This window comes from Pseudomonas putida, assembly GCF_016406145.1.
Taxonomy (GTDB): Bacteria; Pseudomonadota; Gammaproteobacteria; order Pseudomonadales; family Pseudomonadaceae; genus Aquipseudomonas; species Aquipseudomonas putida_E.
This window is the reverse complement of the sequence record NZ_CP066306.1, coordinates 3488538-3513317: the sequence shown is the minus strand read 5'-3', so window position 1 is coordinate 3513317 and position 24780 is coordinate 3488538. Positions and strand designations below refer to the sequence as shown.

Sequence of the window (24780 nt, the reverse complement as noted above, 5' to 3'; positions counted from 1 at the left end):
CTGTTTCAGTCCTGTTGCTTACGTGCCAGGCGCTGGCCTAGCTTCAGTCGCCAGCGCACCGGCATTGCGCCCAGCAGGCGCAGCACCACAGTGAATACACCGGGGAAGTTGATTTCTAGCAGGCGCTTGGGTAAGCGCACGACAATGTGCCTGGCGGCGCGTTCTGCACTCCAGATCTGGGGCATGGGGAAGTCATTGCGACGGGTCAATGGCGTATCGACAAAGCCAGGGCTGATCAGCGTGACATCGATGCCCTCGTTGACCAGGTCGATGCGCAGCGATTCGATCAGGTAGCGCACGGCCGCTTTGGAGGCACCGTAGGCCCCGGCACGGGGCAGCGCCAGCCAGGACACCGAGCTGCCGATGACCACCAGGTGCGGGCGTTGGCCACGCCGCAGCAAGGGCAGGGCAGCGTGCAGGCAGTGACTGACGCCAATCAGGTTGGTGCGCACTACGCGTTCGACCAGGTCCGGGTCGAAATGGCCCGGTTCCAGGTACTCACAGGTGCCTGCATTGAGAATCACCAGGTCGAGCCCGCCCCAGCTGCGTTCAATGTGTGCGGCAACATCAGCGACCTGCCGAGGGTCACTGATATCGCCGATAGCCAGCAATGTCTGCTGGGGAAACTGCGCGGTCAACGGCGCCAGGTTTTCGGCCTGCCGAGCACCCAGCGCAACCTGATGCCCCTGTTCCAGCAGCTGTTGCGCCAGCGCGGCACCGATGCCGCTGCTGGCGCCAGTCAGCCAGCAGCGGCTCATGCGAGCCTCCCCTTGAGCCAACGGACAGCGCTGCCTACCACCGGCACATGCTCGTAAAGCAGTGCACCGGCGTCGAAGTAGTCTTGATGGAAGTGCACGCGTTCGTGCCAGAGAAGGTGGCTGCAACCCTGCAGGCTGATCAGGCGCCCGTTGGCCAGGCGTGGGTGGCGAAAATGCAGGGTCCAGCGAATGTAGCCGTGGCCCGGTTGGACCTCGTCGGTACCCTCGAAGGTGTAACGCACCTCCTGGGTGTTGGCGTAGAGCTCAGCAAAGTAGGCGCGCAGGTCGCTCAGCCCGTCGATCTTGTGCAGTGGGTCGCGGAACGTGACATCCTCGCTGTACAAGTCACCCAGACGGTCGAGATTGTTCGCATCGAGGCTGGCAAAGCGTTCGGCGAAGGTTTGCAGATAGCTGGACATGCGCGGCCCTGTACAAAAATGGTTTCTTGTACAGGTATAGTCGATTCCACCGCATAAAGCTATACAGGGTCACAATTTTGTACAGTTTTGCGCGGGAGGTGTCAGCTGTCCCTATCATCCAGTTGTCGCCTTAACTGGGCGACCTCTGCTTCCAGCTCTCGTACTCTCTCCTCGGCGAACACTTGGGCCGTGACGTCACGCTGTATACCAATGTAATACGTCAATTGATCGGCCTCGTTTCGTATTGGCGAAATCGACAGTTCATTCCAGAACAGGCTGCCGTCCTTGCGGTAATTGCGCAGTACCTGGCAGCTCGGGCGCCCGTCCCGGATGGCCTGGCGAATGGCATCCAGCGCTTCCTGGTCATGGTCCTGGCCCTGCAGGAAGCGGCAATCCTGATAGAGAATGTCATCGGCTGCGTAGCCGGTCAGGCGCTCGAAGGCGGGGTTGACGTAGATGAGGATGCTGTCGTTTCCTTCCTGCTCGGCAATGACGATGCCGTCGTTGGACGCCTCGACCATCAATTGCAGGAGTTTTGCGTCGATCATGGGGCCTCCTTGAAGTAGTTGCGTATGCTTATGCGCAGCTTAGCCTGCATGCAGCTATAGGTTTAGTATGTGTAACCGTCCTGATGACCCGCCGCAATGAACGAAGCCACCTTCACCGACCTGTTGCCAATGCGTGACGTTGTCAGCCTGACCGGAGTCAACCCGGTGACCTTGCGTGCCTGGGAGCGGCGGCATGGCCTGATCCGGCCGCAGCGCACCGATGGCGGTCATCGCCTTTACACCGCACAGGATGTTCAGCACATCCGCGACATACTGCGCTGGACCGCCAGTGGCCTGCCGATCAGCAAAGTAAGCGAAATGCTGGCCAGACGGCGAGACGCATACGAGCAAACGGTTGAACCGGCTGCCGATGGCTTTGCCGCGTGGCGTGCTGCCGTGCTACGTGCAACCCAGGCGTTCGATGGCCAGGCGCTCGAGGGTATTCACGGGCAGCTTTTCACGCTGTTTCCCAAAACCACGGTGTTGCTCGACGTACTGATGCCTGTATGGCGCACATTACAGTCGGGCAGCTCATACGGCCAGCGTAGCCAGTGGCTGTTTCTCGATGCCTTTCTGCGCGCCCGGTTGCTGCTGCGCCTGCAGTTGAACCAGGCCAACGCCCCGCGCGTGCTGCTGGCCGATACAGGGGGCAGTGCTGAGCTTGAACTGCTGTGCAACGGCTTGCTGCTGAGCAGTGAGCAGCAGCGTATTGACGTGCTGAGCAGCGAACAACCATTGGAGGAATTGCCCCTGTTGTGTGCAGCCATTGCGCCCGCCGCGCTGGTGGTGCTGGTGCAGCCCCCTGTGAGCCGTGGCCTGGCAGATCGTCTGCGCGCCTTGCAGATGGATATCGCCTGCCCATTGGCGCTGCTGGGTGATGGCCTGGCCGAGTCGGCCACTGCACTGAAGGGAATTCCGCTGAGGCTGTTGGATGGGCGGGGTGGCGAGGCAGGCGCGATGCTCAATGCCTTGCTCAGGGGGGCGCTGGAGCTCTCGCCCACCCAGCGTGCAGAAGGGGAGGAAAGCATTGAGCACCACCTCTAGCCGGCTTGGGCTGCTGCCTGCTGGCTCAGCCTCGCGCAGATGACATCGACCAATGCGCCTACTTTAGGAAGCGATTGCCGGCTTTTCAGCCATGCAACGTTGATCGGCAGGCCGATGGTACTCAGCTCAGGCAGGATCTGGACCAGCGTGCCAGCGTCAAGATGTTCCTGCACCAGCCAGGAGGGCAATTGGGCCACCCCCAGCCCGGCCAGCACCATGGCAAGCTGGCCTTCAGCGTTACCGATGGCAATACGGCCCGAGACCACACGCTGCTCGCTGTCACTGGCATGAGCACCTGGGAAGTGCAGTGGATACACACCGCCGTCGGTCCTGCCGTAAAGCACGCATCCGTGCTCATGAAGGTCCCGTTCCGTCTCAGGCACGCCCCGTCGTTGCAGATAACCCGGTGCTGCGCAAAAGATGTGCTGCTGGATGCCAATCAGCCGCCGTTCTACACCCTGGGGCCAGGTCTGCGGCCCGCCAATGCGCACCAGGATGTCGATGTCATGCTCGATGGGATCGACGAAGCGGTCTGTGAGCGTGATATGTGGCATCAGCAGCTCATGCTCGGCAATGAACTCGATGAGTAGGGGTAGCACCCGCAGTTTGCCGTATGACGCCGGCAGGTCGATGCGCACCCGGCCGCAGGGCTCGGTCTGGGCACTGTGCATTTGCATTTCGGCCTCTTCCAGGCTGGCCAGGATCTGCTTGCAGGTCTGGTAGTAATTGGCCCCCGTATCGGTCAGTGCCAGGCGCCGTGTCGTGCGTGCGAAGAGCTTCATATTTAGGCGCTGCTCCAGCCGCGCCACGCTTTTGCTGACTGCGGAGGTGGTCAGGCTCATGCGTTCGGCCGCAGCAGTGAAGCTTCCGGCCTCTGCCACGCAAATGAAAACCGCAATGCCCTTCAAGCGTTGTTCACTGAGCAATGGCGCCTCCAATTGTTGAATAAATTTCTTAATTATCCTTTCTTAAATACCTAAGATGATAATTTTATTCCAGTATACCCTCCTGCTCCATTTTTCTGTTCTGGAGTATTCGCTCATGCATGCCAACCCTGCGTCCCTGTCGGGGGCAGCAGATGCCCGTGCAGGCACCAGCATTCTGATCCTCACGATGGCGGCGTTCGCGGTGCTGACCACCGAATTCATCATTCTCGGCATCTTGCCCGGGCTCGCCCGGGATCTGGGCATTACCGTGCCCAAAGCGGGTCAGTTGGTCACCGTGTTCGCCTTTACCGTGATGCTTGTCGGGCCGTTTCTCACCGCTGCGATATCCCACTGGGATCGCAAAAAGGTGTTTCTCGGGGTTCTGCTGATCTTCGCCGCATCCAATGCGCTGTCGGCGGTCGCTACTGACTTCTGGACCATGGCATTGTCGCGCATCCTGGCTGCTGCCACGCTTCCGGTGTTCTGGGGCACCGCCAGTGAATCGGCAGCCCAGCTGGCGGGTAAAGGCAATGAAGGCAAGGCGGTCGCCCGGGTCTATCTGGGCATCACGGCGGCGTTCGTGTTCGGTATTCCCCTGGGCACACTGGCAGCCGATGCGCTCGGTTGGCGGGGCACCTTCTGGTTGATCTCGGGTCTTTGCCTGGTCATTGCGCTGCTGATGTGGGTGTTCCTGCCACAGCTGCCAGATGCCCCCAAAAGGGCGGGCGGCGAACGCCAGACGGTCATCCTGCGGGATCCGAAGTTCGTCTTCCACGTGGCGCTCTCGGTGGTGGTGTTCACTGCCATGTTCAGCGCATACACCTACCTGGCCGACCTGCTCGAGCGCCTTGCCCATGTGCCCAGCGCGCAGGTCGGCTGGTGGCTGATGGGCTTCGGTGCGGTAGGCATGATCGGCAACGCCATCGGCGGGCGGCTGGTCGACCGCAGCCCGCTTGGCGCGACCATCGTGTTGTTGACGGTGCTGGGCGCCGGCATGGCGGGTGCACCACCCGCGGTCGATACGCTGTGGTTGCTGGTTGTGGCCCTGGCGGCGTGGGGCATTGCGTATACCGCGTTGTTCCCTGTTTGCCAGGTGCGCGTGATGATCGCAGGCGCCAAAGCGCAGGCCCTCGCCGGCACGCTGAACGTCTCTGCGGCGAACGCGGGCATCGGGTTGGGCGCTGTGATTGGCGGCGTTACCATTGAGCAGTTGGGTCTGGCGGCGCTGGGCTGGGTGGGGGCGCTGATTGCAGTGCTGGCGGTGGGCTTGTCACTGCTGTTGTGGATGGCAAGCGATCGGTCCGGTCCTGCTGCTCAAGGCACTCGCGCAACGGCAGCCGCGCCAGTGAAAGAAAGCTGACGTTGAATACGGTCTACTCAAGGGCATATCGATATACCCTTTAATTCTTTGTTTACTGAGCCCGCCTGCTTTCAACTAGCGCCTTTTTGAGCGAGCGATAGTCAGTGGAGCACTGCGAAGTAGTCGTCATCGGGCTTGGTGCCATGGGGGCCGCCACCGTTTATCAATTGGCCAAGGCGGGCGTGGATGTGGTGGGGGTCGATCGCTACCACCCACCGCATACCTTTGGCTCGAGCCACGGTGATACGCGCATTACCCGGCTTTCCGTTGGCGAGGGTGCCCAGTATGTGCCCATCGTGAAGAGGGCCCAGCAAATCTGGCGTGAACTTGAGGCGCTGTCCGGCGAATCGCTGTTCGAGCAGTCCGGTTTGCTGGCACTGACCTCCAGTCCCGACTTCGATCCGGACGATAAAAGCGATTTCACCCTGCGCACCATAGGCCTGGCCCAAGCCTACGGAATCGAGCACGAAGTGCTTGGCGCTGCACAGATCCGTCAGCGCTTCCCGCAATTTGCCAACGTGCGCGACGATGCGATCGGCTACTTCGAGCCCGGTGGCGGCTTCGTGCGCCCCGAACGGTGCATCGACGCGCAGTTGCGCCTGGCAGTGCAACACGGGGCAACGCTGCACACAGGTGAAACGGTTACTCAGATCAGCTCGGATGAAAGCGGCGTCACGGTCTGCACCAACCTGCGTACGTTAAAGGCCCGCAAACTGGTGTTCAGCGCCGGCAACTGGGCGGGTGGTTTGTTGGGCGAGCCGTTCGACCGTTTGCTGCGTGTCTACCGGCAGAAGCTGTTCTGGTTCGAGCTCGAAGCCGAGGCGGGCCTTGAGGGTGCATCGCCAACGTTCATCCTGACCCATGGGCGCGGGGACGACAAAATCAATTACGGTTTCCCTGCGCTGCCGGGTGAGGGCAGCCTGAAAATCGCCACGGCCCAATACCACACGGCATCGCTGCCCGACCTGCTGGACCGGACCGTGAGCGCGGCAGAAGAGCGCGAGATGTACGAGTTGCAAGTACAAGGCCGTATCGCCGGGGTGACCAACAAGGTCGTCAAGTCTGCCGTTTGTGCCTACACCGTCACTGCAGATCGCCACTTCATTATCGACGAACACCCTGCGCTGAAGCACACCCTGGTGGTGTCAGCGTGCTCTGGCCATGGTTTCAAACACTCCGCCGCCTTGGGCGAGGCATTCGCCCAGTGGTGCATCCGGGGCTCGACAGACCTCGATCTGTCATCGTTCACCCTCCAACGATTCCAAGGAAAACTCTCGTGAAGCGCATTGCACTTTCGCTGGCTCTGCTGGCTGCCACGCTCGGTACTGCACAGGCTGAAACGCTCAAGATCGCTGTGGTGCCTGTGCCTCACGCCGAGATTCTGGAATTCCTCAAACCTGAGCTGGCCAAGCAGGGGGTCGAGCTGGATATCAAGGTCTTCACCGACTATATCCAGCCTGACCGCCAGGTAGACGAGGGCCGGCTGGATGCCAACTACTTCCAGAGCAAGCCCTACTACGAGGCGTACAAGAAAGACCGGCCCAATAGCGACCAGGTACCGGTTGTTGCTGTACACATCGAACCGTTCGGGGCCTACTCAAGCAAGGTCAAATCTGTGGCCGAGTTGCAGGACGGCGCCATCGTTGCGATACCCAACGACCCCACCAACTCCGGGCGCGCACTGCTACTGATTGCCAAGCAGGGGCTGATCACGCTCAAGGACCCTGGCAACATAATGGCGACCGCCGCTGACATCACCAGCAATCCGAAACATCTGAAGTTCAAGGAACTTGAAGCCGCCATGCTGCCGCGCGTCCTTGGTCAGGTGGACCTGGCGCTGATCAATGCCAACTACGCGCTGGAGGCCAAGCTTGAGCCGCACAAGGATGCGTTGTTCATCGAAAGCTCCGAATCGCCGTACGCCAACTACCTGTATGTACGCAGGGACAAGGCTAGCGACCCGGCTGTACAGAAGCTTGGGGCATTGTTGAATTCGCCTCAGGTGAAGCAGTTCATCCTGGATCGCTACCACGGCGATGTTGTGCCGGCGTTCTGATTTTTGGCCTTTGGGGGATTGCTGTGGCGTCCACCTCCCGATATCCCGCCCCCGGACAATCCGTTAATAACCTGACTCTTGAGTAACCCCAACCGATCAACGGTTCGGCCATTTCTCCAGCAGAATGGAAACAAACTTTTCAGCCGCAGGTGAAAGCGAGGCTCCACGTCGATACACCAGCCCGAGCGTGCGCGTCACCTCGGGCTCCATCAGCGGAATGCTCACCAGCGTTGGATGGTCGGCAGCCGGCATGGCCAGGCTTGGCATGGCCGACACCCCCAGCCCTGCTTCGACCATGCCCAACGAGGTGGAAAGGTGCTGCACCTCATAGAACCACTTCGGCCGCCAGCTAAGCCCGGACAGCGCATGGTCCAGCAACATGCGGTTGCCACTGAGGCGGCCGACGCCGATGAGCCGGTAATCGGCAAGCTCTGTCCAGGTGACCGACGCGCGGTCGGCCAGCTCGTGATCGCGCCGGCAGGCCAGCACGAAACGCTCCTGCACCAGCGACACGAACTCGATATCCGGATGCTGGCCGCTCATCATGTTGATGCCGAAATCGGCTTCGCCGCGCAGTACCGCCTCCAGCCCCTCGTTGGCACTGAGGTCCAGCAGGCGAATACGGATTTTCGGGTACTGCTCGTTGTAGTCACGAATCACCGAGGGCAGGAAGTAGAACGCGGCGGTGGGGATGCAGGCCAGGGTCACTTGGCCTGTCTGGCGCTCTGCAAGTTCACGAATGCTCAGGATCGAATCTTCAAAGTCATCCAGCAGGCGTCTGGCCTTGGGCAGAAAATCGCGGCCGACTGTGGTCAGGCTCACGCGACGGGTGGTTCGCTCGAGCAGGGGCGTTCCCAGACCCTCCTCGAGCTTTTTTATCCGCCGGCTCAACGCAGGTTGCGAGAGGTGTAGCACCTCAGCCGCCTCGTGAAAGCTGCCAAGTTCGGCGATTTTCACGAAAGATCTTATGTCTTGCAGCTCATATTCCATGATGCGTTCCTAAGGGGAGTTACCGCTTTATTGTTTTGTTAAACGCAATAATAGCTACGATATTTGCATTGGATCGATTTATCAATCTTTGTCACTCTTGTGCCCAGAACATCAATTTCCCCAATTGATCAACAAGAGTCAGTAGTCATGCAACGAATTCCTTGTGTGCTCATGCGCGGCGGTACCTCCAAAGGCCCGTTTTTTCATGCGTGGGATCTGCCAGCCAATGTGGTCGAGCGCGACGAGCTGCTGATCAACCTGATGGGCTCCGGTCACGAGCTTGAGATCGACGGCATCGGCGGTGGCAGCCCGCAGACGAGCAAGGTGGCCATCATCAGCCCTTCGCTGCATGCCGACGCCGACGTTGACTACCTGTTCGTGCAAGTGATGGTTGCCCAGCGCCGCGTCGATACCGCCCCCAACTGCGGCAACATGCTGTGTGCCGTTGGCCCGTTCGCCATCGAGCAAGGGCTGGTCAAGGGCAATGACGGCAAGACCCTGGTGCGTATCCGCAACCTCAACACCAACACTTTCGTCAATTCGCTGGTGGAGACACCCGGCGGCATCGTGCGCTATGAAGGGCGTACGGCGATCGACGGCGTGCCGGAGACTGCCGCCCCGGTTCACCTGACCTTCCTCGATGCCGTGGGTAGCAAGACCGGCAAGCTGTTCCCGACGGGGCAGGCCAAGGATGTGATCGACGGTATTCCCGTCACCTGCATCGACATGGCCATGCCCATGATGATCGTCGATGCCGCACAACTGGGCGTAACGGGGTCCGAAACCCCTGCGCAACTGGATGCGAACACGGCCCTGCTGCAGCGCCTGGAAGCCCTGCGCCTGAAAGCGGGCAAGGCCATGGGCCTGGGCGACGTCAGCGGCATGGTGATCCCAAAGCCCGTGCTGATATCGGCACCACGCTTTGACGGTACGCTGCAGGTCCGGTATTTCATGCCGCACAACTGCCACCGGGCGCTGGCCATCACAGGGTCCATCGGGCTGGCAACTGCCTGCGTCAGCCCAGGCACTGTCGTGATGGACATGCTCGGTGATACTGCCGAAGCACTCACCCAAGTACGCCTGGAACATCCCAGCGGCGGAATCGATGTCGCGCTTTCGCGCGGTGGCCCTGATGGCCAGACCATTCAGGCCTCGGTGGTACGAACTGCCCGCAGGCTGTTCTCCGGATTTGTATACGCCCCTGGTTTTCAGCGTATGGCCGGTTGAAATCTGGCCTGGCGTCAAACCGTGGTAACCCAGGCAACAAAGCGCATCCGCACAATTTCAACAATGGGTGATGCCTCATGAAGATCGCAAAATCACTGTACTTCCAGATTCTCTGCGCCGTCGTGCTGGGCGTAGTGGTCGGGCATTTCTGGGCGCAAGAGGCCGTTGCGCTCAAACCGCTGGGCGATGCCTTCATCAAGCTGATCAAGATGATGATCGCGCCTGTCGTGTTCTGCACCATCGTCACCGGGATTGCCGGCATGACCGACAAGCGTTCGCTGGGGCGCTTGATGAGCAAGACCTTGCTGCTGTTCCTGGGGTTGACCGTTGTCAGCCTGATCATCGGCCTTGCGGCGGTCTACCTCTTTCGGCCTGGCGAGGGCATGAACATCGACCCCGCCACCCTCAGCACTGAGGGGCTCAGCCAGTATGCTGCGTCTGCGGCGAAACTGAGTGTGGTCGACTTTTTCATGCACATCATTCCCGATACCTTCATCGGCGCATTCAACAAAGGCGAAGTGCTGCCGGTGCTGTTCATCGCGGTACTCAGCGGTTTTGCCCTGTCGTCGATGGGTGAGAAGGGCAAGCCGGTGCTGGATGTGCTCGAATCCGCTTCGGCCATGGTGTTTCGCATTTTCGGCTACCTGATGCGCTTCGCGCCGATCGGTGCGTTCGGTGCCCTGGCCTTTACCGTAGGCCAGTACGGCATCAGCTCGCTTGGCGCCCTGGCGAAGCTGGTGGGGACCTTGTACATCGCCTGCGCCTTCTTCGTCATCGTCGTGCTGGGTGGCATCTGCCGCGCGCATGGTTTCAGCCTGTGGAAACTGCTGCGTTATTTTCGTGAGGAGTTTCTGGTGGTGCTCGGTACTTCTTCTACCGAGCCGGTGTTGCCGCGCATGCTGGAGAAGCTGGAAAAACTGGGCTGCAAAAAAGGGGTGGTGGGGCTGGTGCTGCCCACCGGTTACTCCTTCAACCTGGATGGCACGGCGATCTACCTGTCACTGGCGGCAATCTTCATCGCCCAGGCTTGTAACATCGACCTGACCCTGGGGCAGACCATCACCATGCTCGCAATCATGCTGCTGTCTTCCAAGGGCGCTGCCGGTGTGACCGGGAGTGGCTTCGTAGCCCTGGCCTCGACCCTGACCGTCATCCACGACATCCCGCTGGCAGGCTTGGCGCTGCTGATCGGCGTTGATCGTTTCATGTCCGAGGCGCGCGCCCTGACCAGTCTTGCCAGCAATGCAGTTGCCACCGTGGTGGTCTCGCTTTCCGAAAATGCCTGTGAGAGGGACACCTTGATGCGCACCCTGAACGGTGAGCGTGAGCCCCTTGCCGATGAGGTCGGGCCAGCGGTGTCCAGCTGGCCCGCAGAGCCTCGTCATCACGGCTGAACATAACCCTTAACACCCTTCGTTGACTTGAACCCCGCTCAGCATCACTGTGATGCCGAGTGGGGCAGGGGGCCGTCTGCGCGCCAGATGGCCACGCCTTAGAATAAAAACAAGAGAACCCAATCATGCTCGCATTGCTTGGCCTGATCATGGTGGTGACCTTCACCTACCTCATCATGAGCAAACGCCTGTCGCCGATCGTTGCGCTTACCGTTGTTCCCATCGTGTTCGCCGTGATCGGCGGGTTTGCGCCGACAACCGGCAAGATGATGCTCGACGGCCTGAAGATGGTTGCCCCGTCGGCTGCACTGCTGTTGTTCGCCATTCTGTTCTTTGGCCTGATGATCGACGCAGGGCTGTTCGATCCGCTGATCCGCAAGATTCTCAAACGCGTCAATGGCGACCCGATCAAGATCGCCATCGGCACTGCACTGCTTTCGCTGCTGGTGGCGCTCGACGGCGATGGCACTACTACTTACATGATCACCTGTGCGGCCATGTTGCCGCTGTACAAGCGCATCGGCATGAACCCGATGATCCTGGCAACGGTGGCGATGCTTTCGCTGAGCATCATGAGTGGCCTGAGCCCATGGGGCGGGCCGGCGACACGGGCCATCGCCGCGCTGGGGCTCGATGCGACCGAGTACTTCATCCCGATGTTGCCGACCATGATCGGTGGAGCTGCCTGGGTGGTCTTTACCGCGTTCCTGCTGGGCCGTGCCGAACGCAAACGCATCGGCAACATCAAGCTCGAATCCGGTGGCGGCAATTGCTACATCAAGGCGATTCTCGAGGACACGCCGCACAAGCGTCCGCGGCTTGCCTACGTGAACCTGCTGCTCGTGGTAGCGGTGATGATCGCGCTGGTTCTGGGCGTGATGCACGCAGCGATCCTGTTCATGATCGGTTTTGTCGCTGCCTTGATGATCAACTACCCGCAACTCGAGGTGCAGAAAGAGCGCATCCTGGCCCACTCCGGCAACGCCATGACGGTCGTGCTGCTGGTGTTTGCCGCAGGGATTTTCGCCGGCATCTTCTCCGGCACGAAGATGGTCGATGCGCTGGCGCAGACACTCGTGGACTGGATTCCGCAGTCCTGGGGCCACTGGTTCCCGCTGGTGGTGGCGATCACCAGCATGCCGCTGACGTTCGTCCTGTCCAATGATGCCTACTACTTTGGCGTAGTTCCGATCCTGGCTAACGCGGCTGCCGCCTACGGCATCGACCCGGTAGAGATCGCCCGCGCTTCGGTGCTCGGCCAGCCGGTGCACCTGATGAGCCCTCTGGTGGCCTCGACCCTGTTGCTGGTGGGCATGGTCGACCGCGATATCGGCGACTTTCAGAAGGCCACCGTCAAATGGGCGGTGCTCACCTCGCTGGTGATCACTGCCCTGGCCCTGCTCACCGGTGCCTTGTCCTTCTTCGTCTGATCCGCCCAGGGCGCCGCCGGGCGCCCGCTTTCTACTCATTCAAAAACAACAAAAGAGTACCGAACATGTCCCCAACCGCTCTGCGTGCGGCGGCCGCCTGTGGCCTGCTCTGCGGCTGCCTGCCTGTTGCCGGCGCTGCTGGATTTATCGATGACGGCAAACTCAAGCTGCAACTGCGCAACGTTTATTTCAACGAGAATTTCCGCGACGAGCAGGGCATGAGCGCACGCGCTGCCGCCACCGCCAAAAGCGAGCGAACCGAGTGGGCGCAAGGCTTTCTGCTCGACTATCAGTCGGGCTTTACCCAAGGCACGCTGGGCCTGGGGCTCGATGCGATGGGGCTCTTGGGGGTCAGGCTGGACTCCGGCCGCGGCCGCAGTGGTACGGGCCTGCTGCCGGTGCATGACGACGGTCGCGCCGCCCAGGAGTTCGCCAGTGCCGGGGTGACGGCAAAGGCCCGCCTGGGTAGTACGGTGGTCAAGCACGGTACCTTGCTGCCCAAGACACCCGTACTGGTCTACAACGATGCCCGATTACTGCCGCAGACCTACCAGGGCACGCAGCTGACGAGTACCGACATCGATGGGCTGACGCTCACTGCCGGGCATCTGGACCGGTTCAAGCAACGCGACTCGTCCAACAGTACCGGCTTGTACCTGGACGGTTATGGCGGCGCCGAGTCTGGCGACTTCAGCTTCGCCGGCGCCGACTACGCGTTCAGTAAGCACTTGCGCTTGAGCTACTTCCACGGTCAGCTCGAGCACTTCTACCGCCAGGACTTTGCCGGCCTGGTACATGACCTTGCGCTGGCCGGCGGGGTGCTGACCACCGACCTGCGGTATTTCACCAGCCGTGACAGCGGCGCCGCGTACGGTGGCAGCATCGACAACGACATGTTCAGCGCACAGGTGTCTTACGCGCATTCAGGGCACACCTTCGGCGCCGGGTATCAGGTATTGGACGGTGAAGCCGGCCTGCCGTACATCAGTGGTGCAACGGTGTATTCGTTCAGCAACGTTGGCATCGGCAAGTTCATCGAGGAAGAAGAAAAGACCTGGATGGCAAGCTATGCCTACAACTTTGCCGCCGCAGGCGTGCCTGGGCTGACCTTCATGACACGCTACCTGAGCGGGGACAACGGCCGCTCCGGGGCGCAGGGGCTGAGTGAATGGGAGCGTGACGCCGAGCTTGCGTATGTGGTGCAGGGCGGGGCACTCAAAGGGCTTGGGGTACGGCTGCGCAACTATGTCTACAGGTCTGACTTTTCCCGCGGTCGGGACAGCAACCGCCTTTACCTGACTTATGACATTGCCATCTGGTGAGCCAGTGGCCGGGCATGAGCCCGGCCTGTTGACTGCTATTGCCTGGCCGCATGCTTCAACGGTGTCAGGCCGCTGGCCTGGATAGCCGCGTCGGACTGGGCTGATGCAAGATAGTCCAGCAGTTGTCGTGCCTGCGTCTGATGTACGCTGGTGCTGACAACAGCGCCGGCATACAGCGTCATCTTCTGTGCCTGCGCTGGAACCAGGCCAACGATATCAATGCCTGGTACGGGTTTGAGCTCGCTCAGTTGCTGGAAGCCGATCTGCGCCTGGCCGCGCGCCACCACTGCCCCCACTGGCTCGGCGGGAATCATATGGGCTTTGGCCTTGAAGCTCTCGCCCAACGCCATACGGGGGAACAATGAACGTGAGAGATACACGCCGCTGGCGCTATCGGAATAGGCTACCGATGTGCTGTCCAGCAGGGTTTGGCGAAAACTTTTCATACTGCTGATGTCTGGCTTGGGGTCACCCTTGCGTACTGCCATGGCGATATAGGATTTGCCGAGATCGACACGACTGGTCGGCTTGACCAAGCCCTTGGCCTGCAAGCTGTCCAGCGCCGAACCTACCATCAATACAACATCCGCGGGTTCCTGGCGGGCGAGCCGGTTAGGCACGGCCTGTGGGGTCTCACCCATCGAGGGCGCCGCCTGGATGTCGAGTTTGATGTGGTAGGCCTTTTCATAAGCGGGTTGCGCCGCGCGGATAGCTCCCATGATGCCGCCCGAGCTGAGTACGGTGAGTGTTGGTGTCGGCGCGGCAACTGCTGCCGATGCCGCAGTTACCGACAGGAGCAAGGTCGCGCGTAACAGCGTATTTCGCATTGCTGGGAATCCTGGATCAAAGACGCGCAATGTTAATTACGCATGCTCTGCAGGACGGGTGAAATCAGGTTAAACATCCTTAATGAAAGGCTTTGATGAAGGCGCCAGCCAAATTCGTTATGGCCGGCATCGGAAACTGGTATTACATCCGCCCGCGCCTGGCTGTTTAGCATCGTCGATGTCTTCCTGTCGACGAGAACAACAACGTGAACCTTGGAAAGATCATTACCCGCAGTGCCCGCTACTGGCCGGACCACACTGCCGTGGCGGACAGCCAGACGCGCCTGACCTATGCCCAGCTGGAACGGCGCAGCAACCGCCTTGCCTCGGGGCTGGGTGCACTGGGCGTGGCCACCGGTGAACATGTGGCGATCCTGGCTGCCAACCGCGTGGAGCTGGTAGAGGCAGAGGTGGCGCTGTACAAGGCGGCGATGGTCAAGGTGCCGATCAATGCGCGGTTGTCGCTGGATGAAGTGGTACGGGTGCTGGAAGACTCCTGCAGCGTTGCGCTGATCACCGATGCCACCTTCGCCCAGGCGCTGGCTGAACGACGCGCGGCCTTGCCGATGTTGCGCCAGGTGATCGCGCTGGAGGGCGAGGGCGGTGACCTGGGTTATGCCGCGCTGCTTGAGCGCGGCAGCGAGGCACCGTGTAGCCTGGACCCTGCCGACGACGCCTTGGCAGTGCTGCATTACACCTCCGGTAGCTCCGGTGTGCTCAAGGCGGCCATGTTGTCGTTTGGCAACCGCAAGGCGCTGGTCCGCAAGAGCATCGCCAGCCCCACGCGGCGCTCCGGCCCTGATGATGTGATGGCCCATGTGGGGCCGATCACCCATGCCAGCGGCATGCAGATCATGCCGCTGCTGGCGGTGGGCGCCTGCAACCTGCTGCTCGACCGCTACGACGATCGCCTGTTGCTGGAGGCCATCGAACGTGAGCGGGTGACGCGGCTGTTCCTGGTGCCGGCCATGATCAACCGGCTGGTCAATTACCCCGACGTCGAGCGCTTCGACCTGTCCAGCCTCAAACTGGTCATGTATGGCGCCGCGCCCATGGCCCCGGCCCTGGTGAAAAAGGCCATCGAGCTGTTCGGGCCGATTCTCGTGCAAGGTTATGGTGCCGGCGAAACCTGCTCGCTGGTCACGGTACTGACCGAGCAGGACCACCTGATCGAAGACGGCAACTACCAGCGCCTGGCCTCTTGCGGGCGCTGCTATTTCGAGACCGACCTGCGGGTGGTGAACGAGGCATTCGAGGATGTGGCACCGGGCGAGATCGGCGAAATCGTGGTCAAGGGGCCGGACATCATGCAGGGCTACTGGCGCGCGCCGGCGCTCACAGCCGAAGTCATGCGCGACGGCTACTACCTGACCGGCGACCTGGCCACGGTCGATGCGCAGGGTTATGTGTTCATCGTCGACCGCAAGAAGGAAATGATCATTTCCGGGGGCTTCAATGTGTACCCCAGCGAAGTGGAGCAGGTGATCTACGGCTTCCCCGAAGTGTTCGAGGCGGCAGTGGTCGGCGTGCCTGACGAGCAGTGGGGTGAAGCGGTGCGCGCTGTGGTGGTGCTCAAGCCCGACGCACAGCTTGACGCCGCCGAGCTCATCGAGCGCTGCGGCCGCGCCCTGGCCGGTTTCAAGAAGCCGCGAGGCGTGGATTTTGTCACCGAACTGCCGAAAAACCCCAATGGCAAGGTGGTGCGCCGCCTGGTCCGGGAAGCCTACTGGCAACACAGCGATCGTCGTATCTGATCAGGGAGCATGACCATGTATCAACCGAGTGCAAAAGCTGCGCAGATCATCGAAGCCATCGAAGGGTTCGTCCGCGACCAGGTTCGCCCGCTGGAGCAGGAGATGCAGCTGGACTGGGCGCGCCCGCATCCTCAGGCAGTCTTGCGGCAAGTATGGAAGCGCTCCAGCGAGCAGGGCCTTTACACCCTCATGCTGCCAGAGGCCATGGGTGGTGCAGGTTTGAGCGTGGCTGACCTGTGCGCCGTGAAGGAAGCCACGGTGCTGACCGGTTCGATGCTCGCCCCGCATGTACTGGGCGAGCTGTCCGGGCCGCCGCGGGTGGGCCACCTGCTCAAAGTGGCCAGCCCCTATCAGGTGGAGCATTTCCTGCAGCCGGTGTGTCGCGCCGAGAAAGCCGTGTGCTTCGCCCTGACCGAGGCCGAGGCGGGTTCGGACGCCACTGCCATCCGCACCCAGGCGCGCCGCGACGGTGATCACTACGTGCTGAGCGGCAGCAAACGCTACATCTCTGGTGCCACTTACGCTGACCTAGCGGTGTTGCTGGCCGTGACCGGGCCCGGGCAAGGCGCGCAGGGCATTTCGGCGTTCTTCGTCGACCTCAAGGCGTCGGGCGTGCGTGTCGAAAGCGACTATGCGGTGATGTCCGGTGGTGGGGCTCATGGCGACATCGTGCTGGATGAGGTGCGCGTGCCGGCGGCCAACCTGATCGGCGAGGAGGGCCAAGGGTTCAAGCTGGCCATGGGGCGCATTACCCTCAACCGGCTGCTGCACTGCCCGACTTTGCTGGGCATGGCCGGCCTGGCCCTGAACCTGTCGATCGAGCATGCCCGTAGCCGCAAGCAGTTCGGCCAGCCGATCGCCATGTTCCAGGCGGTCAACCATATGATCGCCGACATGGCCACTGAGCTGCACGCAGCACGCAGCATGGTCTACGCCACTGCGCAGGTGAACGATGCCGGCGGTAACATCCGTACCCAGGCGCCGATGTGCAAGCTGTTCGTATCCGAGGCGGCATTCCGCATTGCCGACAAGGCCGTGCAGGTGCATGGCGGTGCCGGGTTGATGCAGGGCCACCCGGTGGAATGGATTTTCCGTGCCACCCGAATGATGCGCATCCTGACCGGTACCAGTGAAATTCAGCGCAACACCATCGCCAAAGGCGTCCTGATGCCCGCGTGACCCTTGGGCCGCCACTGCGGTGGCCTTTTGTTACATTCCACAACAATAACAAGAGTAATCGCCATGACTGTGGATGCTTCCCTGCCCAACCCCCGTACGGCCTGGATGGTGGCCGTACTGCTGGCCCTGCTGATGCTGGTCAACTTTCTCGATAAGGTGGTGATCGGCCTGGTTGCGGTGCCGATGAGTGCCGAACTGGGCCTGACGGCAACCGAGTTCGGGCTCATTGGCGGCGCTTTGCACTGGTTCTTCGCCCTGTCCGCCGTGGTCGGAGGCTTCATGGCCAACCGGCGCCCCACTCGCACACTGCTATTGGGCATGGGCCTGTTCTGGGCGGTGATCCAGTTGCCGATGCTGTTCGCCACTTCCCTGTGGGCCATCGTTGCCTGCCGCGTGCTGCTGGGCATCGGTGAGGGGCCGGCATCGCCGGTCGCCACCCATGCGCTGTACAAGTGGTTCCCCAATGACCGTCGCAACCTGCCTGTGGCGCTGCTGCATGCCGGTAGCGCCATGGGGCTGCTGGTGGCTGGCGCGATGATCCCGTGGGTCAGCCTGCACTACGGCTGGCGCACCAACTTCATCATCCTTTCGCTGATCGGCCTGGTGTGGTGCCTGCTGTGGTGGCGGCTGGGGCAGGAGGGCACCCTTGAGCGCCTGCGCGCCAGCCAGCTCAAGAGCGATGAGCCGGCCATACCGTATCGCAAGCTGCTGAGTGACCCCAGCGTGATGGGCAACTACCTCTGCCACTTCGCCGCCAACTGGTCGCTGGCCTTGACGCTGACCTGGGTGCCCAGTTATCTGCAGGTCGGCTTGGGCATTGACCCGCTGCAGACGGGGCGGATCTTTGTGATGTTCGTGGTGGTGACCACGCCGTTGAGCCTGTTGATGGCCTGGTTGTCACAACGCCTGATGCGTCGTGGGGTATCGTCGCGGGTGGCGCGCGGCGTATTCGTTTCGCTGTGCCTGATACTTGCCGGGCTGCTGTCTGCGTCGCTGATGTTGCCAGGCCTGAGCACCGCCGTGCGGGTTGGTGCACTGACCTTCAGTGGCGGGCTGGCACTGGTCATGTACTCCGTAGGGCCGGCCATGCTCGCCGAGTTCACCCCGACGGCGCAGCGGGGCGGCGTGCTTGCCATCGGTAACGGTATCGCTTCGCTGGCCGGCCTGGCTGCGCCGGTTGTAACCGGGTTGCTGGTGCAAGGAGCGGGCGCCGAGCATCCCGCAGGTTATGCCCAAGGCTTTTTGGTCTGTGGCGCAGTACTGGTCGTGGCCGGGCTGGCGGGCCTGGTGACCTTGAACCCGCAGCGTACCCTGAAGCGCCTGGGTGAACCGGTTGCGGTCGAGCATGGCGTGCCGGTGCGCTCTCAGACAGCCAGCTGAACCCCCGGCACCGACCCGAGCGGCGCGTCATCGCCGCCGATCAGCTCACCACGCCAACGGCCGCCGAGTACCAGTTCGATCAGCAGCCCGCGCACCAGGTCGTGCAAGCAACCGGCGGCAAACGACAGGGGCTTGTGCCGTGAGTGCGCAAGGGCAATGGTGCGGCTGATGCGTGGCTCGACGATGAGCCGCGCCTGCGTCGGTTCGAGCAGCTCACACAGCGGCGGCCAGTTGCTGATGGTCGCCGCCAGCCCTGCGCGCACCAGGCTGGCTATGCCGGGTGCCGCTTGTTGCTCGTAGGCGGCCGCCAAAGGCACGCCGGCTTCCATGGCCGCCTGTTCGATGCGCCGGCGCAGGTGCAGCGCCCTTGGTGGCAGCACCAGCCGCGTGGCGGCGGCTTCGGCCAGGGTAATGGTGTCGGCAGCGCCGGCAGCTGAAGGGCCGACCCAGTACAGCGCCTCGGTAAAGATCGCCTCGGCTTCGACATGTTCAAGCTCCTCGGCGTTGGGCACCACGCCGAAGTCAACCTTGCCCAGTTCGATGGCCTGGCCACCGTTGCGGCTCAGGCCATCCCACACGGTCAATGTCACGCCGGGAAAGCGCTGTTCGGCACGCTTGAGGATTTCCGGCAGCAGCAGGTCTGCGGCAGTGGCCGGAATGGAAATGGCAACGTGCCCCTTGGGGTCACCGCGGCTTGATTTGAGCTCGTCCTTCACCGAATCGAGCTTCTGCACCACCTGGCGGGCCACCTCGTAAAGCTGCCGACCGGCGTCGGTCAGGACAATGCCGTCGTGCTGGCGGTCGAGCAACTGCATTTCCAGTTCACTCTCCAGCAGGCCGATCTGCCTGCTCAACGCTGGCTGGGCGATGTAGGCACGACGCGCAGCCGAGGAAAAACTGCCGGCTTCGACGATTGCGATCAGGTAGCGGAGCTGTTTGAGGGTCATCGCAGCGGTTCCAAGGGTATGCCGAACTGATATGGCACGTATCCGAACACGTTATTTGTGGGGTTCGAAGCGCGGCTCCTAGTATCACCCGGAAAGGGCGTGCCAAGGCAAGCCCGCCCGGCCAGGTCAGCCAACAACAACAAGAGGCCAACCCCATGAAACCTGTCGCCCTGCTGCGAAGCGTTCTGTTCGTCAATGCCAGCCTGCTGGCCCTTCACCTTGGCGCCACGCCACTCACGCCACTGCCCCCGCAGCTGACACCCGTGGGTGCCGAGCGCGCGCCCAGCACTGATGGCCGCATACCGGCCTGGAGCGGGGGGCTGCAACCGGGGCAGGTTTCGCTGGCAGTCAACGGCACGCCGCTGGACCCCTACGCCGATGAGCAGCCGCTGTACACCATCACTGCGCAGAACTACTCGCGCTATCGCGAGCAGCTCACCACAGGCCAAGTGGCGCTGCTCGAGCGTTACCCCGGCTCTTTTCGCCTTCCGGTCTACCCGTCGCACCGCAGTGTCGCGGTGCCCGCTCGGGTGAGCGAGTGGGCCCGGTACAACGCCGCCAGCGCCCATCTGGTCAATGACGGCAACGGCGTGCAGGGTTTTGCCGGGGTACTGGCGTTTCCGCTGCCACGCAATGGCCTGCAGGTACTTTGGAACCACCTGACGCGGCCACGCAACGGCAGTTACAGCTTGGCGTCGGACAGCATCACCCCGCGTCGTGATGGTCGCTTCGTCATGTTCAGCGCGCAGCAAACCTTCGCCCGGCCCGATGTGCTGCCCGGCGGCCAGTCAAGCAACGTACTGTATTACCTGAGCTACCGACTGACCGCCCCATCGCGCCTGGCAGGTGATGCTGTGGTACTGCACGAAACCCTCGACCAGGTCGCCCAGCCGCGCCTGTCGTGGTTGTACAGCAGCAGCCAGCGGCGCGTACGGCGTGCGCCTGCAGTGGCCTATGACAACATCACTCCGGGTACTGCCGGGCTGCGCACCGCCGACAGCCGCGACATGTTCAACGGTGCCCCCGACCTTTACCACTGGACCCTGGTCGGCAAGAAAACCCTGCACGTACCCTACAACAGTTATCGCCTGGCTTCGCCACAGCTCAGCTACACCGCGCTGGTAGGGCAGGGCCACGTCAACCCGCAGCCTACACGCTACGAATTGCACCGGGTATGGGAGCTGGTTGGTACTCTCAAGCCTGGGGCCGAGCATATCTATGCCAGCCGCCGCTATTACCTGGATGAGGACAGCTGGGCCATCGTCGAGGCAGACTTCTTCGACCACCAAGGGCGGCTGTGGCGCACGGCCCAGGCGCACAGTTACTACCACGTCACCGGGCAGGCTCTGGTCAACGCCATGGAGGTGATCTACGACCTGCGCAGTGGGCGCTACCAACTGTCGGGCCTGACCAACGAGCAACCCAAGCCGTTCACCTTTGATGTGCGCACCAGCGCTTCGTACTTCTCGCCTGGAGCACTGCGCAGCCAAGGGCTGCGTTGAGCACCCAGGGTCACACACAGGACAGCCGATGAGTTCCGATCACCATTACAGCGCCTGGGAGCGCTGGTTGCTGGGGCCTGGCAAGCCACCTGACCCGCGCTTCACCCTGGCCAATGAACGCACCTTTCTGGCATGGCTACGTACCGCCCTGGCACTGCTGGGCGGTGCCATTGCCCTCGAAACCTTCGCCGCGCATGCCTGGCCCCAATCCGGGCGCCTGGCCATGGAATTCGCGTTGCTGCTGGCGAGCCTGCTGGTAAGCCTTGGTGCTGGGTGGCGCTGGCTGGTGGTGGAGCGCGCATTACGTCGCGATGCGCCGTTGCCGCTGCCACGGCTGGTACCGCTGCTGAGCGTGGCCTGCGCGCTGGCCTGCGCGGCACTGGTACCGCTGTTATGGGGGCGCTGGCATGGCTGACGGCACTGCCGACACCGGTTTGCAGGCCGAGCGTACGGTGTTGGCCTGGCGACGAACACAGTTGTCTTTAGTGGTGCTGGCTTGCCTGGCATGGCGCGGCGGCATGGAGGCTGTGGCGGGCGCGGCACTGTGTTTGGCGCTGCTGGGCAGGGTACGCGAACGCGCCATCTACCGCCGCGGCCTGGCCATGTTGCGTAGCGAGCGGGGCTGGGCCGCGGCGCGCACCGTACCGCTGACTGCGTTACTGGTGGCCGGGTTGGTGCTAGGGGTGTGGTTGCGCCGCACTGCTTAGCGCGGCGCTATTGCGTACTCAGGGCGTGACGATATTGAAGCGCCCGTCAGGCTCATCCAGCCCAGCCATGAAACGCATGAACTTCATGCGCTCACCGCTGATGTCGATAACTCCCGCTTTGGCTTCCTTGAGAAAACCGGTCTGCTTCAGTGCGATGCGGTCCAGGGTGGCCTTGCTCATATTGATCTGCACATCCGCTTTGGCGTGTTGCGCGTGATCGCGGTGGGTGAGCACGCCGTTGCGCAGGGTAAGGGCGTAGTCTTCGTTGAGGTCGGTGAAGCGCCAGTTGATGGTCAGGTCCTGCTCTGCCGCCTTGGCTGCATCGACGCGTACACCCAGGTAGTCGAAGAACAGCGTCGGGGTCAGTGCGCGTACCAGGTCGTCGGCGCTGCCGCCTTTGCTGGCACCGGTCGCTACGCCGTTACGCAGTTCCTGCGCACCGGTCAGGTAAGCATTGCGCCAGGTGGCGTTCTCGCTCTGGTAGCCCAGTTGCTCCAGGGCATCGGCTTGCAGGCCACGTGCAGCGCTGTTATCGGATTGGGCGAACACCAAGTGCCGGGTGAGCTCCGCCACCCAGCGGTAGTCGCCCTTGCCGTAAGCCTCGCGCGCCAGTGTCAGCACCCGCTCGCTGCCGCCCAGCGCCGCCACATAGCGCTGGCCTGCCTCACTTGGCGGCAAGGGGTTGAGGGTCGCCGGGTTGCCGTCGTAGAAGCCCATGTAGCGCTGATACACCGCCCGCACGTTGTGGCTGAGCGAGCCGTAATAGTCGCGGCTGTACCATTTGTTGGCCAGCCGGGGTGGCAGCGACGTCAGTTCGGCCGCAATCTCGGTAGGGGTGAGGCCGCGGTTGAGCAGGCGCAGCGTCTGGCTGTCGAGGAAGGCGTACATGTCGCGCTGATCGGCCAGGTACTCACGGATCGCCGCCCCGCCCCAGGTCGGCCAATGGTGCTGGGCGAACACCACCTCGGCCTGATCGCCGTAGCGCAGCAGCGACTGGTCCAGGTAGTGCGCCCAGACCTTGGCATCGCGCACCTGCGCGCCACGCAAGGTGAGGATATTGTGCTGCACATGGGAGGCGTTTTCGGCCATGCACAGGGCTTTGAACGCAGGGAACCACAGGTTCATCTCGGCGGGTGCTTCAGTGCCGGGGGTGAGCTGGAACTCGATATCTACGCCGTCGATACGCAGGGTTTCGAAGGGTTTTTCGATCAGCCGAGTGGGGGCGATAAGGCTGACTGTGGCATTGGCCGGCACACCCTTGCCCAGCCCCGCGTCAACCTGCCCGCGGGGCCCGCGTGGCAGCGGCGCACCATACATGTATTGCGCCCGGCGCTTCATCGCCGGCCCAGCCAGTACGTTCTCGCTGATGGCATGTTCGAAGAAGCCATCAGGGGCAATGACCTGGACCTTGCCGGCTTTTACGTCGGCCTCATCGACCACCCCGCGCACGCCGCCAAAATGATCGACGTGTGGGTGGGTGTAGATCACCGCCACCACCGGGCGCTGCGGGCGATGCCTGAAGTACATGGCCAGCCCGGCCCGGGCGGTCTCGACCGACAGCAACGGGTCCATCACGATCAGCCCGTGCTCGCCTTCGATCAAGGTCATGTTGGCCAGGTCCAGGCCGCGCACCTGGTAGATGCGGTCGGTGACCTTGAACAGCCCGGCGATGGTATTGAGTTGAGCGATGCGCCACAGGCTCGGGTTGACCGTTGCCGGTGCCTCGCCCTTGAGGAAGGCGTAGCGCTGCAGGTCCCAGACCGTTTTGCCATCGGCATTGAGCACAGCCTGGTCGACGCTTTCCAGCAGCCCGCGGCGGGCGTTGTCGAAGTCTGCCCGGTCGTCGAAGGGCAGGCGCTGCAGCCACTGCTGGTTGCTTTGGCGCGTCAGGTCGGTGGCATCCTTGGCCGGTGCCTGGGCAAGCACCGCAGAGGGCAGGGCGAGGGCCAGCAGGGTGGGCAGGTAGCGTAGGCGCATGGGGTGGTCCTTGTTGTTATGGGGGCAACCACTCTAAGGACAGAGGTTGCCGGCAAACCAATACCACTCTTGCATGGGTGGCCATACCTCAATGCGATGGCTCAGCCGCCGCGTATGTCCATGATGCGCGCTACCAGCCAGGCCAGTGCCGGGTCGTGCTGACGGTGGGCAAGGTACACCAGTTCCAGCTCGAAGGGCTCCAGGGCGAAAGGCAGGTCAAAGACCTGCAAGGGCAGTAGCTGGGCGAAATGGCGGGCCAGGGCGGTGGGCAAGACCACGCACAGGTCGGAGCTGGCGGCCAGGTGCGCGGCCTGCAGGTAATTGGGCGTGGTGTAGGCAATGCGCCGGGCAAGGCCCTGTTCGGCCAGCCACTGGTCGACCATGCCCCGGGTCTGGCCGCCATGCACCCACAAGTGACGCAAGCCCAGGAAGGCTTGCAGATCGAGCGCGCCATCGACCTCTGGGTGCCCCTGGCGCACCGCCACGTGCAGGGTTTCGCTGCGCCAGTGGCGGCGCTCGTAGCGCGCCGGCACATCGTCGAAGCGCCCCAGCACCAGGTCGAGTTCGCCACGGTCGAGGGCGTCGGCCGGCAGGTTGGGCGCCAGATGCAGTACGTCCACACGCAAATGCGGCGCTTGGGTTTGCAAGGTGGCCAGCAGCCTGGGCATGCACAATTGTTCGGCGAAGTCGGTCAGGGCGATGCGCAGTTGCCTGTGGCTGCGGCCCGGGTCGAAGCTGTCGCCGGCGCCGAGCGTCTGCTCGATCTGTTGCAGGGCCGCGCGAATCGGCCCTTCCAGGGCCAGGGCGCGTGGGGTAGGGCGCATGCGTCGGCCGACCCGCACCAGCAGCGGGTCACCGAGAACGTCCCGTAGGCGCGCCAAGGCGTTGCTCACTGTAGGCTGGGTCAACGCCAGACGCTCGGCAGCGCGTGACACGTTCTGTTCACGCAGCAGCATGTCCAGCACGCGCAGCAAGTTGAGATCGAAGTTGGATATATTCATTTGAAAAATACATGGGATGGAAAATTAGAATT

At 62.4% G+C, this 24780-nt stretch carries 23 protein-coding genes; 14 read left to right on the top strand and 9 right to left on the bottom strand.

Going from position 1 to position 24780, the window contains the following annotated elements; genetic code table 11:
• Positions 1 to 5: 5 nt before the first annotated feature.
• The 3 genes from JET17_RS16085 to JET17_RS16075 all read right to left on the bottom strand — a co-directional run bounded on the left by JET17_RS16085 (position 6) and on the right by JET17_RS16075 (position 1725).
• Positions 6 to 758: an SDR family NAD(P)-dependent oxidoreductase gene (locus JET17_RS16085; RefSeq protein WP_012315018.1), complete on the bottom strand. Its 753-nt coding sequence runs from the start codon at positions 756 to 758 to the stop codon at positions 6 to 8.
• A complete protein-coding gene (locus JET17_RS16080) occupies positions 755 to 1177 on the bottom strand; it encodes a nuclear transport factor 2 family protein (protein WP_012315017.1) in 423 nt (140 codons plus the stop codon). Before JET17_RS16080 ends, JET17_RS16085 begins: the two co-directional genes overlap by 4 nt.
• 101 nt (positions 1178 to 1278) lie before the next feature.
• Positions 1279 to 1725 carry a PAS domain S-box protein gene (locus JET17_RS16075; RefSeq protein ID WP_012315016.1) on the bottom strand — a complete coding sequence of 149 codons (447 nt, stop codon included), beginning with the start codon at positions 1723 to 1725 and terminating at the stop codon, positions 1279 to 1281.
• Positions 1726 to 1821: 96 nt separating this feature from the next.
• Between JET17_RS16075 and JET17_RS16070 the strand changes: the two genes are divergently transcribed.
• Positions 1822 to 2769, top strand: a complete 948-nt coding sequence (locus tag JET17_RS16070; RefSeq protein WP_012315015.1) for a MerR family transcriptional regulator — start codon at positions 1822 to 1824, stop codon at positions 2767 to 2769.
• On the opposite strand, the gene JET17_RS16065 is transcribed toward JET17_RS16070, so the two are convergent.
• Entirely contained in the window at positions 2766 to 3695 is a 930-nt protein-coding gene (locus JET17_RS16065; RefSeq protein WP_012315014.1) for a LysR family transcriptional regulator, read from the bottom strand. The two genes, JET17_RS16070 and JET17_RS16065, sit on opposite strands and share 4 nt — an antisense overlap.
• 115 nt (positions 3696 to 3810) lie before the next feature.
• Here JET17_RS16065 and JET17_RS16060 point away from each other — a divergent pair, with 115 nt between their 5' ends.
• The 3 genes from JET17_RS16060 (at position 3811) to JET17_RS16050 (ending at position 7111) form a co-directional block, all read left to right on the top strand.
• Entirely contained in the window at positions 3811 to 5055 is a 1245-nt protein-coding gene (locus JET17_RS16060; RefSeq protein ID WP_012315013.1) for an MFS transporter, read from the top strand.
• A 104-nt stretch (positions 5056 to 5159) separates the two neighbouring features.
• Positions 5160 to 6335 carry an N-methyl-L-tryptophan oxidase gene (solA, locus tag JET17_RS16055; RefSeq protein WP_012315012.1) on the top strand — a complete coding sequence of 392 codons (1176 nt, stop codon included), beginning with the start codon at positions 5160 to 5162 and terminating at the stop codon, positions 6333 to 6335.
• Complete coding sequence (locus tag JET17_RS16050; protein ID WP_012315011.1) at positions 6332 to 7111, top strand: MetQ/NlpA family ABC transporter substrate-binding protein; 780 nt, start codon at positions 6332 to 6334, stop codon at positions 7109 to 7111. The genes solA and JET17_RS16050 overlap by 4 nt, the downstream gene beginning before the upstream one ends.
• Before the next feature lie 96 nt (positions 7112 to 7207).
• Here the strand turns inward: JET17_RS16050 and JET17_RS16045 are convergent, their stop codons facing one another.
• Positions 7208 to 8101, bottom strand: a complete 894-nt coding sequence (locus tag JET17_RS16045; protein ID WP_012315010.1) for a LysR family transcriptional regulator — start codon at positions 8099 to 8101, stop codon at positions 7208 to 7210.
• A 147-nt stretch (positions 8102 to 8248) separates the two neighbouring features.
• Between JET17_RS16045 and JET17_RS16040 the strand changes: the two genes are divergently transcribed.
• The 4 genes from JET17_RS16040 to JET17_RS16025 all read left to right on the top strand — a co-directional run bounded on the left by JET17_RS16040 (position 8249) and on the right by JET17_RS16025 (position 13474).
• Entirely contained in the window at positions 8249 to 9328 is a 1080-nt protein-coding gene (locus tag JET17_RS16040; protein WP_012315009.1) for a 4-oxalomesaconate tautomerase, read from the top strand.
• 77 nt (positions 9329 to 9405) lie between these two features.
• Complete coding sequence (locus tag JET17_RS16035; protein WP_012315008.1) at positions 9406 to 10722, top strand: dicarboxylate/amino acid:cation symporter; 1317 nt, start codon at positions 9406 to 9408, stop codon at positions 10720 to 10722.
• A 125-nt stretch (positions 10723 to 10847) separates the two neighbouring features.
• A complete protein-coding gene (locus JET17_RS16030) occupies positions 10848 to 12152 on the top strand; it encodes a CitMHS family transporter (protein ID WP_012315007.1) in 1305 nt (434 codons plus the stop codon).
• Positions 12153 to 12217: 65 nt separating this feature from the next.
• Positions 12218 to 13474 carry an OprD family porin gene (locus tag JET17_RS16025; protein ID WP_012315006.1) on the top strand — a complete coding sequence of 419 codons (1257 nt, stop codon included), beginning with the start codon at positions 12218 to 12220 and terminating at the stop codon, positions 13472 to 13474.
• Between the two features lie 35 nt (positions 13475 to 13509).
• Here JET17_RS16025 and JET17_RS16020 read toward each other — a convergent pair whose 3' ends face one another.
• On the bottom strand, positions 13510 to 14301 hold the full coding sequence (locus JET17_RS16020) for a substrate-binding domain-containing protein (RefSeq protein ID WP_012315005.1): 792 nt from the start codon (positions 14299 to 14301) through the stop codon (positions 13510 to 13512).
• Between the two features lie 206 nt (positions 14302 to 14507).
• On the opposite strand from JET17_RS16020, the gene JET17_RS16015 reads away from it, so the two are divergent.
• From JET17_RS16015 to JET17_RS16005, 3 genes are all read left to right on the top strand, one after another.
• Positions 14508 to 16055: a class I adenylate-forming enzyme family protein gene (locus JET17_RS16015; protein ID WP_012315004.1), complete on the top strand. Its 1548-nt coding sequence runs from the start codon at positions 14508 to 14510 to the stop codon at positions 16053 to 16055.
• A gap of 15 nt (positions 16056 to 16070) precedes the next feature.
• Entirely contained in the window at positions 16071 to 17234 is a 1164-nt protein-coding gene (locus JET17_RS16010) for an acyl-CoA dehydrogenase family protein (protein ID WP_012315003.1), read from the top strand.
• A 105-nt stretch (positions 17235 to 17339) separates the two neighbouring features.
• The gene (locus tag JET17_RS16005; RefSeq protein WP_190273338.1) at positions 17340 to 18614 is read left to right on the top strand and encodes an MFS transporter; all 1275 of its coding nucleotides are present in this window, start codon (positions 17340 to 17342) and stop codon (positions 18612 to 18614) included.
• Here JET17_RS16005 and JET17_RS16000 read toward each other — a convergent pair.
• Positions 18599 to 19561, bottom strand: coding sequence for a LysR family transcriptional regulator (locus tag JET17_RS16000; RefSeq protein WP_012315001.1), 963 nt, complete (start codon positions 19559 to 19561; stop codon positions 18599 to 18601). The two genes, JET17_RS16005 and JET17_RS16000, sit on opposite strands and share 16 nt — an antisense overlap.
• 155 nt (positions 19562 to 19716) lie before the next feature.
• Between JET17_RS16000 and JET17_RS15995 the strand changes: the two genes are divergently transcribed.
• From JET17_RS15995 to JET17_RS15985, 3 genes are read left to right on the top strand one after another with little or no spacing between them, the layout of a single operon-like run.
• Positions 19717 to 21063, top strand: coding sequence for a DUF1329 domain-containing protein (locus JET17_RS15995; RefSeq protein ID WP_012315000.1), 1347 nt, complete (start codon positions 19717 to 19719; stop codon positions 21061 to 21063).
• A 28-nt stretch (positions 21064 to 21091) separates the two neighbouring features.
• Positions 21092 to 21478, top strand: coding sequence for a YidH family protein (locus tag JET17_RS15990; protein WP_012314999.1), 387 nt, complete (start codon positions 21092 to 21094; stop codon positions 21476 to 21478).
• A complete protein-coding gene (locus JET17_RS15985) occupies positions 21471 to 21770 on the top strand; it encodes a DUF202 domain-containing protein (RefSeq protein ID WP_012314998.1) in 300 nt (99 codons plus the stop codon). The genes JET17_RS15990 and JET17_RS15985 overlap by 8 nt, the downstream gene beginning before the upstream one ends.
• 18 nt (positions 21771 to 21788) lie before the next feature.
• On the opposite strand, the gene JET17_RS15980 is transcribed toward JET17_RS15985, so the two are convergent.
• Both JET17_RS15980 and JET17_RS15975 read right to left on the bottom strand, forming a co-directional pair.
• Entirely contained in the window at positions 21789 to 23747 is a 1959-nt protein-coding gene (locus JET17_RS15980; protein ID WP_012314997.1) for an alkyl/aryl-sulfatase, read from the bottom strand.
• Between the two features lie 101 nt (positions 23748 to 23848).
• Positions 23849 to 24748 (bottom strand): LysR family transcriptional regulator, encoded by a 900-nt coding sequence (locus JET17_RS15975; RefSeq protein WP_012314996.1) that lies wholly within the window; start codon positions 24746 to 24748, stop codon positions 23849 to 23851.
• Between the last annotated feature and the right edge of the window lie 32 nt (positions 24749 to 24780).